General features: G+C 36.0%; 14 protein-coding genes. 6 read left to right on the top strand and 8 right to left on the bottom strand.

All coding sequences use genetic code 11. The annotated features are described in order from the left end of the window. Window positions 1-48: 48 nt before the first annotated feature. A complete protein-coding gene (murB, locus tag HCO57_RS05225; RefSeq protein ID WP_167988174.1) occupies window positions 49-1,065 on the bottom strand; it encodes a UDP-N-acetylmuramate dehydrogenase in 1,017 nt (338 codons plus the stop codon). Next, window positions 1,062-2,255: a pyridoxal phosphate-dependent aminotransferase gene (locus HCO57_RS05220; RefSeq protein ID WP_167988173.1), complete on the bottom strand. Its 1,194-nt coding sequence runs from the start codon at window positions 2,253-2,255 to the stop codon at window positions 1,062-1,064. Before HCO57_RS05220 ends, murB begins: the two co-directional genes overlap by 4 nt. Before the next feature lie 149 nt (window positions 2,256-2,404). On the opposite strand from HCO57_RS05220, the gene HCO57_RS05215 reads away from it, so the two are divergent. After that, window positions 2,405-3,748 carry an aspartyl protease family protein gene (locus HCO57_RS05215; RefSeq protein ID WP_167988172.1) on the top strand — a complete coding sequence of 448 codons (1,344 nt, stop codon included), beginning with the start codon at window positions 2,405-2,407 and terminating at the stop codon, window positions 3,746-3,748. Between the two features lie 42 nt (window positions 3,749-3,790). Here the strand turns inward: HCO57_RS05215 and HCO57_RS05210 are convergent, their stop codons facing one another. Next, window positions 3,791-4,177 carry a DUF1573 domain-containing protein gene (locus tag HCO57_RS05210; RefSeq protein ID WP_136952086.1) on the bottom strand — a complete coding sequence of 129 codons (387 nt, stop codon included), beginning with the start codon at window positions 4,175-4,177 and terminating at the stop codon, window positions 3,791-3,793. Between the two features lie 195 nt (window positions 4,178-4,372). On the opposite strand from HCO57_RS05210, the gene HCO57_RS05205 reads away from it, so the two are divergent. Continuing rightward, the gene (locus tag HCO57_RS05205; RefSeq protein ID WP_167988171.1) at window positions 4,373-7,003 is read left to right on the top strand and encodes a valine--tRNA ligase; all 2,631 of its coding nucleotides are present in this window, start codon (window positions 4,373-4,375) and stop codon (window positions 7,001-7,003) included. A gap of 58 nt (window positions 7,004-7,061) precedes the next feature. Here HCO57_RS05205 and HCO57_RS05200 read toward each other — a convergent pair whose 3' ends face one another. Both HCO57_RS05200 and HCO57_RS05195 read right to left on the bottom strand, forming a co-directional pair. After that, window positions 7,062-7,895: a DMT family transporter gene (locus tag HCO57_RS05200; RefSeq protein WP_262887810.1), complete on the bottom strand. Its 834-nt coding sequence runs from the start codon at window positions 7,893-7,895 to the stop codon at window positions 7,062-7,064. Window positions 7,896-8,028: 133 nt separating this feature from the next. Further along, window positions 8,029-10,407 (bottom strand): outer membrane beta-barrel family protein, encoded by a 2,379-nt coding sequence (locus HCO57_RS05195; protein WP_167988170.1) that lies wholly within the window; start codon window positions 10,405-10,407, stop codon window positions 8,029-8,031. 215 nt (window positions 10,408-10,622) lie between these two features. Between HCO57_RS05195 and HCO57_RS05190 the strand changes: the two genes are divergently transcribed. The 4 genes from HCO57_RS05190 (at window position 10,623) to HCO57_RS05175 (ending at window position 14,741) form a co-directional block, all read left to right on the top strand. Further along, entirely contained in the window at window positions 10,623-11,624 is a 1,002-nt protein-coding gene (locus HCO57_RS05190) for a sensor histidine kinase (RefSeq protein WP_167988169.1), read from the top strand. Between the two features lie 7 nt (window positions 11,625-11,631). Next, window positions 11,632-12,336 carry a LytR/AlgR family response regulator transcription factor gene (locus HCO57_RS05185; RefSeq protein WP_167988168.1) on the top strand — a complete coding sequence of 235 codons (705 nt, stop codon included), beginning with the start codon at window positions 11,632-11,634 and terminating at the stop codon, window positions 12,334-12,336. Between the two features lie 24 nt (window positions 12,337-12,360). Next, on the top strand, window positions 12,361-13,251 hold the full coding sequence (locus HCO57_RS05180; RefSeq protein WP_167988167.1) for an MBL fold metallo-hydrolase: 891 nt from the start codon (window positions 12,361-12,363) through the stop codon (window positions 13,249-13,251). 215 nt (window positions 13,252-13,466) lie between these two features. Next, window positions 13,467-14,741: a sterol desaturase family protein gene (locus tag HCO57_RS05175; protein ID WP_167988166.1), complete on the top strand. Its 1,275-nt coding sequence runs from the start codon at window positions 13,467-13,469 to the stop codon at window positions 14,739-14,741. Here HCO57_RS05175 and HCO57_RS05170 read toward each other — a convergent pair. From HCO57_RS05170 to HCO57_RS05160, 3 genes are read right to left on the bottom strand one after another with little or no spacing between them, the layout of a single operon-like run. After that, entirely contained in the window at window positions 14,731-15,000 is a 270-nt protein-coding gene (locus HCO57_RS05170; RefSeq protein ID WP_136951838.1) for an acyl-CoA-binding protein, read from the bottom strand. The genes HCO57_RS05175 and HCO57_RS05170 overlap by 11 nt on opposite strands. Then, entirely contained in the window at window positions 14,993-15,658 is a 666-nt protein-coding gene (locus tag HCO57_RS05165) for a phosphatidylserine decarboxylase family protein (protein ID WP_136951839.1), read from the bottom strand. The genes HCO57_RS05170 and HCO57_RS05165 overlap by 8 nt, the downstream gene beginning before the upstream one ends. Further along, entirely contained in the window at window positions 15,648-16,451 is an 804-nt protein-coding gene (locus tag HCO57_RS05160) for a phosphatidate cytidylyltransferase (RefSeq protein ID WP_167988165.1), read from the bottom strand. The genes HCO57_RS05165 and HCO57_RS05160 overlap by 11 nt, the downstream gene beginning before the upstream one ends. Between the last annotated feature and the right edge of the window lie 2 nt (window positions 16,452-16,453).

Below are 16,453 nucleotides of genomic sequence, written 5' to 3'. Positions count from 1 at the left end.
GGTTAGTTTGGTTTGGTATAACCCCAGTGACGTTCTTTGTTGCTGGGGTTATTTTATAATATTTACTTCTGCATCTATCTCAATGCCAAACTTTTCTTTTACTGTTTTTTGTATGCGTTGTGCAAGGTGTACTATTTCCATGCCTGTAGCATTTCCGTAATTTAACAAAACTAAAGCTTGTTTGGCATGGACCCCAGCATCTCCAAAACGCTTGCCTTTAAAACCAGCTTGCTCAATTAGCCAGCCAGCAGGTATTTTATATTGTTGTTCTCCAACCTCATAGAAGGGGGCATCTGGAAATTTTTTTATAAAGGCATTAAATTTTTTATGTGATACTATGGGGTTCTTAAAGAAACTACCACTATTGCCAATTTCTTTAGGGTCTGGTAATTTACTTTGCCTAATACGAATTACAGCTTCCGAAATGGCTTGTATTGTTGGGGTAACGACTCCCATGGCATCCAATTCTGATTCTATAGCGCCATAATGGGTAAAAAGTTGATGTTGCCCTTTAGTGAGCCTTAATTTAACTGCTGTTATGATGTAAGATCCCTTTGCTTTGTTTTTAAAGATAGAATCACGGTAACCAAATTGGCATTCCTCCTTGGTAAACTCTTCTAATTCTTGGTTGTCAATACGCATAGCCTCACAACTCACAAAAACATCTTTTAATTCTACCCCGTAGGCACCAATATTTTGGATTGGAGCTGTACCAGCGTTTCCGGGTATTAAAGACATATTCTCTAAGCCACCGTAGTCCTGTGCTAAAGTCCATTGTACTAACTCATGCCAGTTTTCACCCGCCATTACCTTTATAACAACTTCACTTTCCGTTTCTTCTACTACCGTTATACCTTTCAGGTTTATATGTAGCACAAGGGCATCTATATCCTTTGTTAGGAGCATATTGCTGCCACCGCTTATGATGAATTTATCTGGATAAGCAGAAAGTTGAAGTGCCTTTTGTAGTTGCAAAAGACTGTTTATCTCTAAGAAAAAACGAGCCTTTACTGCTATACCAAAGGTATTGTAGGGTTTTAATGCTATATTTTCTAAGATATTCACTCAGCGTTGTATTGGTTTAAACCTTCTCGCAAGATACTAACCGCTTTTAATAATTCTGACTTATCTAGTACATAAGCAATTCTTATTTGGTTTTTACCCGTATTGGCAGAAGCATAAAAACCTGCTGCAGGTGCCACCATAACTGTAGCCCCATCCAATTGAAAATGTTCTAATAGCCATTGTGCAAAATCATCAGAATCTGTTACTGGCAATTCTGCAATACAATAAAATGCCCCACTAGGGTTTGCAACTTTTACACCAGGAATTTTTTGTAATTCGCTAACTAACAAATCGCGTCTAGAAACGTATTCTGTAATTACTTCTGTAAAGTAGGTTTTTGGAGTTTCTAATGCTGCTTCACTGGCAATCTGTGCAAGGGTAGGTGGTGACAATCTTGCTTGTGCAAACTTTAAAATAGCAGTCATAACTGAGTTGTTTTTAGAAACAACACAACCAATTCTTGCGCCACACATACTGTATCTTTTAGAAACAGAATCTACCATAATTGCATGTTGTTCTAGACCTGGGATGCTTAATATGGAATGGTGTTTTTTGCCATCGTACGCAAATTCACGGTATACCTCATCCGCTACCAAAAACAAATCGTGTTTTAGGGCTAATGCAGCTAACTGTTCTATTTCTTCTTTTGTATAAAGGTAACCCGTAGGATTGCCAGGGTTACAAATTAAAATAGCCTTGGTTTTTGGGCCAATTAATTTTTCAAACTCAGCAATAGGAGGTAGTGCAAAATTATTATCTATAGCAGATAAAATGGGAACCACGGTAACACCGTTGGTTGTAGCAAAACCATTGTAATTCGCATAAAATGGCTCTGGAATTATTAACTCGTCTTCTGGGTCCATAATAGCGCCCATGGTAAAAGATAAAGCTTCTGAACCACCAGTAGTAACAATAATATCTTGGGCAGTTACCGTAACATCATGTTGCGCGTAGTATTCTGCAATTTTTTCTCGGTATACCTCAGAACCTTCGGTACGGCTATAGGCCAAAACATCCAGATTCATATTTTTTACAGCGTTTAAAGCAACCTCTGGAGTTTTAATATCTGGTTGGCCAATGTTTAGGTGAATTACTTCTGTGCCTTTTTTCTTGGCGTTTTCTGCATACGGTACCAATTTACGTATGGGAGAGGAAGGCATTTGAGTTCCTTTAATAGAAATTTTTGGCATGCTCTAATTTTTCTGCAAAAATGGCGAAATGGATACGATATCACAACTAAATAATTCAGAATGAAACACCTGCTTAATTGTTAAATTAATGTCAATAACAGCTTTTTTTTAGTAACTTATTAGGGTGTAACCGTTTAAATGGTAATGTTTTGAGGAATTTTTATGTGCTTGGCTTGTTGCTCTTGTGTACAACTACCCATACGTTGGGGCAAACATATCGCTTTGCGAAAAAGAAAAAATTTGAGCGGATAAAGTTTGAGCAAGTCAACAATCTAATATTGGTACCGGTCACCATTAATGGGGCGCCATTAAAATTTATATTAGATAGCGGGGTAAGTTCACCCATACTTTTTAATTTAAATGATCAAGATTCCATTCAAATTAATAATGTTTCATCCATAACCCTCAGAGGTTTAGGAGAAGGCGAGCCTATAGAAGCGCTGCGTTCTGTACATAATACGGTTAAATTTGGCAAAGCGGTTAATTATGACCAATCCCTCTTTGTGGTGATGGATAAGGATTTAAATCTTTCTCCTAGCTTGGGTACGCCTGTGCACGGTATTATCGGGTATGATATATTTAAAGATTTTGTGGTAGAAGTAAATTATGCCGCTTCTGTTTTAAAACTATATCGTCCTAATACCTATCCGTACTACAAGAAAAAGTATAAAACAATCCCCTTAGCAATAGAGGCTAAAAAAGCTTATGTAAAAGGTAGTGTAGTGCGCAATGATGATAAAGAAATACCTGTAAAATTATTGGTAGATACGGGAAGTAGTGATGCATTATGGCTCTTTAAAGACACTATAAAAGGCTTAGAAGTTCCTAAAAAGAGTTTTGAAGAATTTTTGGGTAAAGGTCTTAGTGGTTCAATTTATGGAAAGCGTTCTAAGATTAAAGGTATTCGTATGGGAGAATATTTTTTGAGTGAAACTAAAACAGCCTTTCCGTATAAAACTTCATTTTTAGCACTTAATAATCTTAAAGATAGAAATGGGAGCTTAGGAGGAGAAGTCTTAAAGCGGTTTAATTTGGTTTTTGATTATCGCAATGAAAAATTAAGTTTAGTCAAAAACGGAAATTTTAATATGCCTTACCAATACAATTTATCTGGTTTGTCCATACAGCATAACGGGGTAAGGTATATCTCTGAGCGTATTGCAGATGCTAGGGGTATTGTAGATGCCGAGCATAACGACTCTTTTGGGAATGTACAAATTGTCATGGAGAATAGGACTAAGCTTAGTTTAGTGCCAGAGATTGTAGTGTCTGGTATACGTGCAGGGAGCCCAGCAGAAAGAGCGGGTCTGCAAGAAGGAGATGTAATTTTAATGGTGAATAATAAGCGTGTACACCGTTATAAGTTGCAAGAAGTATTACAAATGCTGAATAATAAAAAGGGTAAACGGGTTAAGATGGTGATAGAACGGTACAATAGAGACCAGCATTTTTCTTTTGTTTTAAAAGATGTTTTTGAAAATAAAAAGCCTTGACAATTGTCAAGGCTTTCTAATTACGGTAAGTGTGTTACCTTATTATTTAGCTCCTTCTGCTTTTACGTTTCCTTTAATCTTTAAAACTTTAGTTGGTGTATCTGCATTAGAAGTTACGGTAATAGCCTTTCTAATTGGCCCTACACGTTTAGTGTCATATTTAACTTGAATTTCTCCTTCTTTACCTGGTAAAATAGGTGCGTCTGGCTTTTTGGGAATTGTACAACCACAACTAGATCTAACATTGCTGATTACCAAAGGAGCATCTCCGGTGTTGGTGAATTTAAAAACGCGAACACCATCGCTACCTTTTTCAATATCACCATAATCAATCGTTTCCGACTTAAATTCAATTTTCGCTGTTTTGTCCTGGGCTTTTACACTCATGGCCAAAAGACCAACAAACATTAAAAGTAATACTTTCTTCATTTTTTTAGTTTTGGGTAAATTCAAAAGTAGGGGATTTAAACCTACCTCCAAAATTCTTTTGTAATGTAATAACGTTACTTATTTTTGTTTCGTATTCAGCGGATTGGTAAATCTGGAAAGCTATATGTTAAAATTTGTTGTGGCTTTCTTATAGTTGACCAATCCATTTTTGTATAAACAATAATCATACCGAAAATGGAAATTCCATCCAAATATGAGCCCAATAGGGTAGAGGAGCGCTGGTATTCGTACTGGGAATCCCAAGATTTTTTTACATCTACACCAGATGACAGGGAGCCGTACACCATAGTAATACCACCGCCAAATGTTACGGGAGTATTGCATATGGGGCACATGCTAAACAATACCATACAAGATGTATTGATTAGAAAAGCCCGTTTACAAGGTAAAAATGCATGTTGGGTGCCAGGTATGGATCATGCATCTATTGCCACAGAAGCTAAAGTAGTGGCCAAACTTAAAGCAGAAGGCATAGATAAAGCTACGCTATCTAGGGAAGACTTTCTTAAGCACGCTTGGGATTGGACCAATGAATATGGTGGTGTTATCTTAAAACAATTACGCAAACTGGGTTGTTCTTGTGATTGGAAACGTACCAAATTTACCATGGATGATGATATGTCTGCCTCTGTAATCAAAGTATTTGTAGACCTTTATAAAAAAGGACTAATTTACCGTGGCTATAGAATGGTAAATTGGGATCCAGAAGCAAAGACGACCTTGTCTGATGAAGAGGTGATTTACGAAGAGCGTAATGGACTTTTGTATTATTTAGCTTACGAAATTGAGGGGTCAGATGAAAAAGTAACCATCGCAACCACAAGGCCAGAAACAATTTTAGGAGATACGGCTATTTGTATCAATCCAAATGATGAAAGATATACACATCTAAAAGGGAAAAAGGCTATTGTACCAATTTCTGGTAGGGTAATTCCTATAATAGAAGATGCGTATGTAGATATGGAGTTTGGTACCGGTTGTTTAAAGGTTACACCTGCACATGATGAGAACGATAAAAACCTTGGAGACAAGCATAATTTAGAAGTAATAGACATCTTTAATGAGGATGCCAGTCTAAACTCTTTTGGTTTGCATTATGAAGGTAAGGACCGTTTTGTAGTGCGCAAAGAGATTGCTAAAGAGCTAGAAGAAAGAGGCTTTTTGGTAAAAACGGAACAACACGTAAACAAAGTAGGTACGTCTGAACGTACCAAAGCGGTAATAGAACCTCGCCTGTCTGATCAGTGGTTCCTTAAAATGGAAGACCTTTCTAAACCAGGTTTAGAAGCGGTTATGGAGTCTGGCGATGTAAAATTGTTTCCAGATAAGTTTAAAAACACGTATCGCCATTGGATGGAGAATATTCGGGATTGGAATATCTCTAGACAATTGTGGTGGGGACAGCAAATACCAGCCTATTTTTATGGCGATGGTAAAGAAGATTTTGTAGTGGCAGAAACTGCGGAAGAAGCAGTACAACTAGCAAAAGAGGCTTCTGGAAATACTGCGTTAACCCTAGCTGATTTAAAACAGGACCCAGACGTTTTAGACACGTGGTTTTCTTCTTGGTTATGGCCCATTAGTGTTTTTGGTGGCATTTTAGAGCCAGAAAACGAAGAAATTAAATACTATTATCCTACAAACGATTTGGTTACCGGACCAGACATTTTGTTTTTCTGGGTGGCTAGAATGATAGTGGCTGGGTACGAGTTTAGAGATGCAAGACCGTTTGAGAACGTATATTTAACCGGGTTGGTACGCGATAAACAGCGTAGAAAGATGTCCAAATCTCTAGGTAACTCACCAGATGCCTTAAAGTTGATTGAACAGTTTGGTGCAGATGGTGTTCGTGTGGGTTTGCTGTTGAGTTCTGCCGCAGGGAACGATTTATTGTTTGATGAAGCCTTATGCCAGCAAGGTTCTAACTTCGCCAATAAAATTTGGAACGGCTTTAGATTGGTTAAAGGTTGGGAAATAGCAGATATTCCCCAGCCCGAAGCAGCACGTATAGGTATAGATTGGTACAAAGCCCGTTACCAACAGGTACTAGTAGAAATTGAGGACCATTTTAGCAAATACCGTATTTCCGATGCTTTAATGGCTATTTATAAATTGGTTTGGGACGATTACAGTTCCTGGTTACTAGAAATTGTAAAACCAGCTTACCAACAGCCCATAGACCAGAAAACTTTTGATGAGGTCATTGGCATTTTGGAAGACAACCTAAAGTTATTGCATCCTTTTATGCCATTTTTAACAGAGGAAGTTTGGCAACATATTGCGGAACGCGATGCCAAAGATGCACTTTGTGTGGCAAAATGGCCATCTAAGGAGACTTTTGATACCAACATTGTAGAAGAATTTGCCTTTGCTGCTGAGGTAATTGCTGGTATTAGAACCATACGTAAGGACAAAAATATTCCTAATAAAGAGGTATTAGAGCTGTCTATTTTAAATCAGTCCGGTACTTCGGAAAGTATGAATGCTATTATCCAGAAGTTGGGCAATATAGAAAGTATCGCTACGGTAGATGCCTCTGTGGAGGGAGCTTTGACGTTCAGGGTTAAGAGTAACGAGTATTTTATTCCAATTGCTGGGGCTATAGATGTAGAAGCAGAGAAAGAGAAAATTCAGCAAGAATTAGAGTATACTAAAGGCTTTTTAAAATCTGTACAGAAAAAATTAAGTAACGAGCGTTTTGTAAATAATGCGCCAGAAAAGGTGGTAGAGATAGAACGTAAAAAGGCTGCGGATGCAGAGGCTAAAATTGAAACTTTAGAAAAGAGTTTAGCCAATTTGGGCTAGTACGTTTCTTAACAAATTAATACTTTTAAAATCCGCTAGTTACCCTCTGGCGGATTTTTTAATCTGCTTTTTTAAGTAGCGTATTTACAATAAGTGCGCTAATTATCATGGTCACGCCTACTAAACTTAGTGTAGTGTATTTAGCACCTAACCATGTAAAGCTAATTAAGATGGTGAAAACAACTTCCATATATTTTAAAGGAGCCACCACGTTGGTTTTAGCTAATTGAAATGCTTGCGTCATGTAAATTTGGCCAAAATAACCAAAGATGCCTAAGCTTAAAAGCATAGCCCATTGCGTAGTATTTGGATTTACCCAAACATTAATGGCTAATATTCCCCCAATAACTAGAGAGAAAAACATAAAATAGTTTACAATAACCATATAATGATCTCCCTTGCCAATTTTACGAATAAAAATGTATACAAAACCCGTGAAGAAAGCAGCAGCTAAGGCTAAGCCCAATCCTTTTAAATTGATGTTGGGGTCAAACCCTTTAATCACCATAACTCCGGCAAATGCAATTGCAAACAGTAATAATTGTATAGCTCTTAGTTTTTCTTTTAAGAAATAAACAGCTATGATAGATGCAAATACAGGCGCTATGTAGCGTATAGATACAGCCGTGCCAGCTTCTAGTTCTTTTAAAGACATAAAAAACAAGGTCATGGCTGTAACCCCAAAGAACGCTCTGAAAACCAACAATTTTCTATTGTTGCCCAAAAAGTTAATTCCGTTTTTCAATAAAAAAATGGAGGCAAGAACAACGGTGCCTAAAGCCCTGAAAAATACAATCTGAAAGGTAGGAATAGTTTCTAGATGTTTAATCATTAGGTTCATCCCGGTAAAGGACAGCGTGCTCAAGAGCATAAAAAGTACGGCTTTCTTCAAAAGAGTATTGGCTTTAGCAAAAAAAGCGATAAAGGTAAGAAGCAAATTTAGATTAATAGCTTATTTACTGCTTGTTATGTTTTGCAAAAAACAAATAGAACAATTCTATGCAAACTAGTTAGTGTGCTAACCTTTATCTTCTTCTACCACCAGTGTATTGCATGGCTTCTCCTTTGCCAAAACCATAACTAAAGCCAAAGGCAATAAAACGCCCTCTTTGGCTGTAATTGTATACCTCATAATCTGCTTGTGCAATGCTTACTTCATTATTTCTAGAAGCAAAAAGGTCTCGTACACTCATGCTTAGTACGGCTCTACCTTTTAATAATTTTTTACGGATTCCTAAATCAATAAACCAGTTATCGGCACGTTCTCCTTGTACGGTTTCAAAACTACTGCGGTAATTTCCTGTGGCTTCAAAATCTATTTCTAGAGGTAGTTTAAATTTGGAATTTATTTTACTAGACCATTGGTCTGTAGTAAAATCGAATACATTATCTTCAAAAGTGCCATTTCGGTCTAAATAACTATAATTAAAATCAGCATTGAATGTTAGCCAACTTGTAGGGCTGTACTTGGTATTAAATTCAATACCTGTAGCATTGCTAGTACCCACATTTTCTGGAATGGTAGTATTTACGTTATTTTCGAACAGACTTATACGTTCAATTACATCATTTGTAATTCTATGGAACACGCCAAAATTCATGGCTGTCTTGCCTACAAAAAATATAGAAGTAAGCTCATAAGAATCTGTATATTCTGGTAAAAGGTCCGGATTTCCTTGTCGAATATTAAAATTATTTCTGATGTTGAAAAACGGATTTAAATCCCACAACCTTGGTCTATATATTCTTTTAGAATACCCAGCTTGGATAGAAATTCTATCTGTAAATTTATAAGAGGCATGGGCGCTTGGGAAAAAGTCTGTGTAATTTTGGTCATTAATCTCTCCAGTATTAGCAAGCAAGGTGTTTAGGGCTGTGTTCTCTACGCGCAACCCTCCTTTAATGCCCCATTTTTCCGCTTCGTAAGCTGTTGTACCGTAAGCTGCTAAAACTTTTTGGTTATACTCAAATATATTGGTCAATCCAGTATCCGTTACAAATGAGCCATTTTCTAAGTTTTGTACTTCATAATCATTACTTACATCGTTTATCACGTACTGTACTCCCGTCTCCATAGTTAAAGCACCTGTAAAGGGTTTGGTGTAGTCTAATTTAAAGGTGTAAACAGATTCTTTAAAGTCGGTTCTAGTTTTTTGTTGGTTATCTCTGTCCTCACCAGAAAGGGTAACATCTGTAAAGTCAGAGGTTTGGTCTTTGCCAAAAAAGTTTCCTAAGGCACTAAATAGTAAATCGTGTTCCTCATTGTCTTCAAAGTCTTTTTTATACTGGAATTCATATTGAAATTTAGGGTTGCCGGCATCCGTGGTCTCTGTACGCTCCCATTGAGATGATAGGTTATTTTCACCATCAAAAGCACCAAATAAAGTAGTAGAGGGCTGATCTTCTTCTTCGTAAGAAACATTGCCAGATAATGTTATTACACTTGTTTTGTTGATGAAGTAATCTGTACCTAAGATGAGGTTGTAGAATGTCTCGTTCCTAAACTCTTCACCTACGGAAGTAACACGGCTACCATCTGTTAAGTCGGTATTTATGCTCTCGGTATCGTTCGGCATTTCTTTATAACCAGCGCCCAATTGAGTAAAAAGATTCCATTTTTCACTACGGCTATTTAAACTGAGTCCTATACTATGGTTGTTGGGTGCGCCAGTATTTACAGATAAAGAACCATTGAGTCCTTTACGTTCTTCTTTTTTAAGGACGATGTTTATTATGCCAGAAGTACCTTCAGCATCATATTTTGCAGATGGGTTGGTAATTACTTCTACACGCTCTATCATATCAGCAGTTAAAGTACCTAAAGCGTTGTTTTCATCGCTAGCCATGATACTTGGTTTTCCGTTAACTAACACTTGTACTCCAGAGCTTCCTCTTAGGCTTATGGCGCCTTCTATATCAACATTTACAGAAGGTACATTATTAAGCACGTCTAAAGCACTAGCCCCAGTAGTACTCAAATCTTTGCCAACATTAAAAACACGTTTGTCTAACTTAAATTCAGTTTGCGAAACTTCTCCTGCAACAACCACCTCTTGGAGCTGTTGTGCATCTTGTATTAAGGTTATAGTTCCTAAATCTATGGTTGATTGATTGTTATTGGGCTGTGCAATAGTCTTTTTCTTGAAGCCAATAAAACTTACTTCAATAAAATAGTTACTTGCGGTAAAAGTAAACTCAAACGTACCGTCTTCTAAAGTCGTAGTACCCGTAATAGCAGATTTGGTATTAGGATTGCCAATCATTATTGTAGCGAAAGCAACGGGATAGTTACTACCTTCTTCAACTACTTTTCCCTTGATGGTGGTGCTTTGTTGAGCCTGTAAGGGATAAAAAATAGAGAAGCTAAAAAATAACAGAAGATATAATTGCCAACGTGTTTTCATGAACAGTTTTTTAGTTTACGATTACAAAATTCCAAAAAGCTCTAAAGAACGTGTAGTTTTTCACTCCAAACGACATGGTTAGACTGTTCACCAACGGTTTTTAGGATAACTTTAAGGATGATTGTTGTTTACAGGCTTAATTCTGTTGTTTAAATGATATTTGTAGCTATACACAATTATGTACCCTTATTTTTAGGGGAATTTATTTAAGTGGAATGACAGTAACTAAAAAAGAAATTCTATTTCAGCTGCTATTACATATAGTGGTACTAGTATTCTTTACGTATAGTTGGAGCGACCAAGCTATACGTCCAGATAGAGTATGGTTTTTTTTAATGTATGCAATTGCTACGGTTATAATCAGCTATGTGCTAATGCCAAACTATTTGTACAAGAAAAAATATCTGCACTTTTTTTTAGGTGTTATTGTGTTCTTAGTCATCTTGATAGTTATAGAAGAAAAAATTTTAGAACCTTGGCTTTATCCAGATACTAAAAGAGCTAATACCTTTCCTGGAGTATTCTTATCCTTATTCGGTGTATTACCAATCATGACCATATTAGCCAGTGGTAAATTTGCATGGGATGCTTTACAGAAAGAAGAAAGAATAAACCAATTGCAAAGTGCAGTGCAAGAAAGTGAATTGCAGTTTTTGCGCTCCCAAATAAATCCTCATTTTTTGTTCAATAATCTTAACAACCTATATTCTTATGCTTTAGAAGGTTCTACAAAAACCCCAGAAATAATCCTAGAAATGAGCGGTGTACTAAGGTATATGTTGTACGAGTCTAAGGAGCAATACGTACCACTGGGTAAAGAAATTGAGCAATTAGAAAATTTTATTAAACTGTATAAATTACAAATAGAAGAACGGGGAGAGGTGCAATTTAAGGTCACAGATATGTCCTATGATTTTAAGATTGCCCCTTTAATATTGGTAGTTTTTGTGGAAAATGCATTTAAGCACAGCCAAGCGGGGCAGTCTAAGGATATTAAAATTGAAATTGATGTCTGGATGAAGGCCAATAAATTGCACTTTAGTGTGAGGAATAATTTTGAAAAAGCTACAGCAGAGGATACCGTAGCCAAAGGTATTGGTTTGGTGAACGTTAAAAAGCGCCTTCAATTATTGTATCCGGATAAGCACGATTTAAAAATAGAAGAACATCAATCAGAATATTTTGTCGAAGTTATAATGGAATTACAACAATTATAATAGTGGTATGAATTGTATTATAGTAGAAGACCAACCCCCTGCACAGCGTATTCTTAAAAAATTTATAGAAGAAGAAGGCTCTTTGCATCTAATTAAAACCTTTTCTGATAGTCTTGCAGCTATGGACTTTATGCGTTCTACCGCTGTAGATGTTCTGTTTTTAGATATAAACCTTCCAAAAATGTCTGGTTTAGAGATGCTCAAAAGTTTAACTCAGACACCTCACGTAATTTTAACTACAGCGTACTCTGAGTATGCTTTAGAAGGGTATAATTTGAATGTGATAGATTATCTACTAAAACCATTTTCCTTTCAACGTTTTGTTCAAGCTGTGAATAAAGTGCCTAAACGGCAAGAAGTTATTGCACCTGTAGCTGAAAATTTGAATCGGAATCAAAGCGAAAATTCTTTTTTTGTAAAAACTGGGCACGAATTAGTTAAGGTTAATCCAGAGGATATTAGTTATATCCATACCGATGCAGATTACACAGAGTTGTATATAAATACAAACAAGCTGCTTTCTCATGAAACTTTGAAATATTGGATGCAACAACTACCGGTAAGTTATTTTATGCAGGTGCATAAATCCTATCTCATCAATCTTAAAAAGATAGAGCGGATAAGCGGTAATCTGGTTTATTTGGGAGAGGGTTATAAAATACCAATAGGCAGAGCCTACAAAGAGGCATTTTTAAAACGAATAATTGGGTAAATTTAAAAGATAAAAGCATTTGGTATGAGAAATAGAATATTAGGATTATTGGTAGCCTTAATTGCAATGCAAATAGCAATGGCGCAACGGGATTTTAGTGATGTAGAAATTACCTCAGAACAATTGTCTGCAAACGTGTACGCCTTATTTGGTGCAGGAGGTAATATTGGGCTGGCAATTGGGGAGACAGAGGCTTTTGTAATAGACGACCAATTTGGGCCGTTGACAGATAAAATTATTGCACATGTTAAAACGATTACCGAAAAACCAATAAAATTTGTTTTAAATACCCATTGGCATGGTGATCATACAGGAGGAAATCTAAATTTGGCTGCAAGTGGAGCGGTAATCATTGCTCATGAAAATGTTAGGGTTAGAATGGGAACCAAACAAAATAGAGGTGAAGGAAGAATCACAGAAGCGTCTCCAGAAAAAGCATTACCGGTAATAACGTTTGATAAAGATTTAAACCTGCATTTAGGTAATGGCAGTGTTATGCATGCCATTGCGGTTAACAATGCACACACAGATGGTGATGTGTTTTATTATTTTCCAGAAGAAAACGTTCTCCATATGGGAGATAATTTCTTTAGTGGCAGGTATCCTTATATAGATATCAATTCGGGTGGAGATATAGATGGATTAATTGCTAACGTTACCATGGCCTTAGGTATGGTAGATAGTACTACTAAAATAATACCAGGACACGGTCCAGTTTCTAATATAGAAGATTTAGAAAGTTATAAGCATGTGCTTCTGACATTACGCAAACGTATTGTAGACGCTAGGAATAGCGGTAAGAGTTTAGAGCAAGTGCAAAAAATGAACCTTTCTAAAGAATGGGATGCTACACATGGCCAAGGATTTATAAATGCAGAAAAGATTGTAATGTTTATCTACAATACAGCCGATTAGCTGATTAATTTTTTAAATTCTAGGTTTTTCAAGATAGTTTTGTTAACTGGTTTTTTTTAAGCAAGCAAGAGTCTCTTATAAAAATTACAGATAAAGAAGAAAATGTGCAAATAGAGAATGTACACGGAAAAGGTTTTATTTTAAGAAATGCGTAAATAAAATGGAGTTAAATTATTTATTTGAAAATAATTTACTTTTTTGTTTAAATTTATTTCATGGAAACCTACGCAAAAGCTCTTTTGTATGCCATACCCTTCTTTGTGGTTTTGGTGTTAATTGAAATAGCCTATGGCTATATTGTAAAAAATCAGAAATATACTTTAATGGATACGGTTAGTAGCCTTAGCTCTGGCTTAACCAATATTATCAAGGATTCATTAGGACTAATTGTGGTTTTGGTGAGTTATCCATTTTTACTTGAATATTTAGCGATTATCCATATTAAAACTACGTGGGTGGTTTGGGTAATTGCTTTTTTGGCTATTGATTTTGCGGGCTACTGGAATCATAGATTGAGCCATGCTGTTAACATATTTTGGAATCAGCATGTAATACACCATAGTAGTGAAGAGTTTAATTTGTCCTGTGCTTTGAGGCAACCTATAGCCAATATATTTGGCTATTATGCGCTATTGTTAATTCCTGCAGCAATTATGGGGGTGCCTAATGAGGTCATTGCATTGTTGGCACCATTACATTTATTTGCTCAGTTTTGGTACCATACGCAACACATTGGTAAGTTGGGTTGGGTAGAATATATTTTGGTAACACCATCCCAGCATAGAGTGCATCATGCTATAAATCCGGAATACATAGATAAAAATTTGGGACAAATTTTAAGTATTTGGGACCGTATGTTTGGTACTTTTCAAGAGGAATTGGACAATGTTCCTCCAAAATTTGGGGTGTTAAAACCTGTGAAAACTTGGAATCCTGTAATAATTAATTTTCAGCATTTTTGGCGGTTGTGTTTAGATGCTTATCGTACTCGTAGCTTCCGTGATAAGTTTAGAATTTGGTTTATGCCCACAGGCTGGCGACCAAAAGATGTAAGGATTAAGTATCCTATAAATTCTATTAAAGATGTATATGCTTATAATAAGTATTATCCTTATAATTCTACTTTATTAAAAATATATGCGGTTTTACAGTTGCTTACGACTACAATGTTATTAATGTATATGTTTGATAACTATAGTATTTTAGGATTTAGAAACCTACTCGTTTTAGGTGGAATTCTTTTCCTTGGTGTATTTGGGTATACAGCAGTAATGGACAATAGTAAATACGGTTTCTATATGGAATTGATACGGGGAATTTTAGGAATTACTAGTATTCTAAGTTTACAAAAATGGGTTGAATTGCCCGCTCAAATGACAGTCAATAGCACCTATTTAATTGGGTACTTACTATTTTGTATTGCAGCAGCTTACTACTTTATTTTTATTGAGAAAAAGGAAAGCATTCAAAATACTGTGGTTAGCCAATAAACTTTTTAACCTCTTTGTTTACTAAAGCAATATAACTTTCCATAGCTTCTTCCTTACTTAGATTTTTAGCTTGGATTAATGCATTGGCTTTAAAGGCATTTATGAGTGGTGTTCGGCTTCCGGGATGGTTGTAATTATCGTTGGCTATTCTATAATATGCATAAAGCTTTAATAGTAAATCTGCTGGTAGTGGTTTGGTGTAACTGTTGACCAAATTTACCGCATCATTAAAAGCTTTATGTAATTTTTCATCACTCATCCTTATCAGCAAGCATTGCTATACAGGTTCTAGCTCCTTTCACGGTTTGATTTAATTTAACACAAACCTTGGCATCTAGCGGTAAAAATACATCTACTCTAGAACCAAATTTTATAAATCCTGCATCCTCTCCCTGCATAACACTATCTCCTTCTACGGCATAGTTCACAATTCTACGGGCTAGAGCACCCGCAATTTGTCGGTATAAAATTTCACCAAACTTTGGAGTTTTTAAGACTACAGTTGTTCTTTCGTTGTCTGTACTAGACTTTGGGTGCCACGCTACCAGATATTTTCCTGGATGGTATTTAGAGTAAGAAATTGTTCCGCTTGCTGGGTATCTTGTTACATGTACGTTAACAGGAGACATGAAAATAGATACCTGTTTTCTTTTCTCCTTAAAATATTCTGTTTCTTCAACCTCTTCTATAACCACAACCTTCCCGTCAACTGGAGCTATAATTTCATCAAAATTTGGAGTTACTGGTCTTTTAGGATTTCTAAAAAACTGAAGAATTAAAATTAAAATAACAAGTAACCCAATTTGAAGTGCATAGCGTAGCCACTCTAACCCAATGTAGTATTGTGCTGCAAGTATGCCTGCAATAACTAAAATTAAGGTTGTAAAAATTATTTTTCTTCCTTCTTTATGAAACATATGCAAATACCGTTAGGGTAGCGTAGGCAAAAGGAGCTGCAAATACCAAACTGTCTAAACGATCTAGGATACCTCCATGACCGGGTAGTATGGCGCCACTATCCTTTACACCAGCGCGTCTTTTAAATTTAGATTCCAATAAATCACCTAGATTACCACTTATTACTAAAATTACAGCAAGTATTAACCATTCAAAACTATTAATACTGGTATCTAATAATGATAACAAGTAGGCAGCTAGCAGTGCAAAAATAAAACCTCCTAGCGAACCTTCCACAGTTTTTTTAGGAGAAATTGAAGGAAATAATTTAGTTCTTCCCAAAGATTTTCCTACTAAATAAGCAAAACTATCATTTACCCATATAATGATGAATACACCCATTATTAGTAATTCATCAAAACCATCTAATCTGTAAGGTATTAAAGTTAGAAAAATACATCCGCCGCCAATATAGAAGATACCATAAAGAAATTTAGAAACATCATTTAATTTATAATCTCTTCCGGCAAAAAGGTAAACCAAAAGAAAAAGGTCTACTAATAAGGTTGCCCCTAGCAAACCATAGATTGGCAGCATATCGGTGATAAAATAGATATACAGCCACCATAATGCCAAATAGGCAACAAATACGTAGTATCCACGTATTTTTACTAATCGCTTAAACTCGTACAAGCAACCTAAACCAAATACCATAAATAGAAAGTCGAACGCATCTGAACTTAAAAAGATGGCGGCAAGTAATAAAAAGACGTAAACAATCCCGGTAATGGACCTTCTCAGCAGTTCTTTCATCA

This window comes from Croceivirga sp. JEA036 (assembly GCF_011882165.1).
Classification (GTDB): Bacteria; Bacteroidota; Bacteroidia; order Flavobacteriales; family Flavobacteriaceae; genus Croceivirga.
The sequence above is the reverse complement of the archived record's forward strand: the minus strand, read 5'-3'. Positions and strand labels throughout refer to the sequence as shown.

Coding starts and splice junctions, on each gene's coding strand:
- HCO57_RS05220 (WP_167988173.1), bottom strand. CDS start 2,255: ATGCCAAAAATTTCTATTAAAGGAACTCAAATGCCTTCCTCTCCCATA.
- HCO57_RS05210 (WP_136952086.1), bottom strand. CDS start 4,177: ATGAAGAAAGTATTACTTTTAATGTTTGTTGGTCTTTTGGCCATGAGT.
- HCO57_RS05205 (WP_167988171.1), top strand. CDS start 4,373: ATGGAAATTCCATCCAAATATGAGCCCAATAGGGTAGAGGAGCGCTGG.
- HCO57_RS05195 (WP_167988170.1), bottom strand. CDS start 10,407: ATGAAAACACGTTGGCAATTATATCTTCTGTTATTTTTTAGCTTCTCT.
- HCO57_RS05190 (WP_167988169.1), top strand. CDS start 10,623: ATGACAGTAACTAAAAAAGAAATTCTATTTCAGCTGCTATTACATATA.
- HCO57_RS05185 (WP_167988168.1), top strand. CDS start 11,632: ATGAATTGTATTATAGTAGAAGACCAACCCCCTGCACAGCGTATTCTT.
- HCO57_RS05180 (WP_167988167.1), top strand. CDS start 12,361: ATGAGAAATAGAATATTAGGATTATTGGTAGCCTTAATTGCAATGCAA.
- HCO57_RS05175 (WP_167988166.1), top strand. CDS start 13,467: ATGGAAACCTACGCAAAAGCTCTTTTGTATGCCATACCCTTCTTTGTG.
- HCO57_RS05170 (WP_136951838.1), bottom strand. CDS start 15,000: ATGAGTGATGAAAAATTACATAAAGCTTTTAATGATGCGGTAAATTTG.
- HCO57_RS05165 (WP_136951839.1), bottom strand. CDS start 15,658: ATGTTTCATAAAGAAGGAAGAAAAATAATTTTTACAACCTTAATTTTA.
- HCO57_RS05160 (WP_167988165.1), bottom strand. CDS start 16,451: ATGAAAGAACTGCTGAGAAGGTCCATTACCGGGATTGTTTACGTCTTT.